The 244-nt window shown below is 42.6% G+C and carries 1 pseudogene; it reads left to right on the forward strand.

The features are described from left to right. Window positions 1-244, forward strand: a pseudogene (locus MiAbW_RS19450) (IS1 family transposase); the annotation flags it as partial.

Here is a 244-nt window from a genome sequence, read left to right on the forward strand (position 1 = left end):
AACAGAAAGGCTATGACGAAAAAACGAAGCGAGAATGCCTAACTGCCTAGGTTAATGGGATGGGATTTAGAGGGATAGAAAGGCTAAAGGGAGTTCATCATACGACCGTAATTAATTGGGTAAAATCTGTGCTTGAATTTTGCCAGGGGTTCCTAGGAGCCACCAAACAATTCCTGAAGTAGGGGAACTGGATGAATTGGAAACCTTTGTTGGCTCAAAAAAAACAAAATCTGGGTGTGGACAG

The sequence above is a fragment of the Microcystis aeruginosa NIES-4325 genome (assembly GCF_008974145.1).
GTDB lineage: Bacteria > Cyanobacteriota > Cyanobacteriia > Cyanobacteriales > Microcystaceae > Microcystis > Microcystis aeruginosa_G.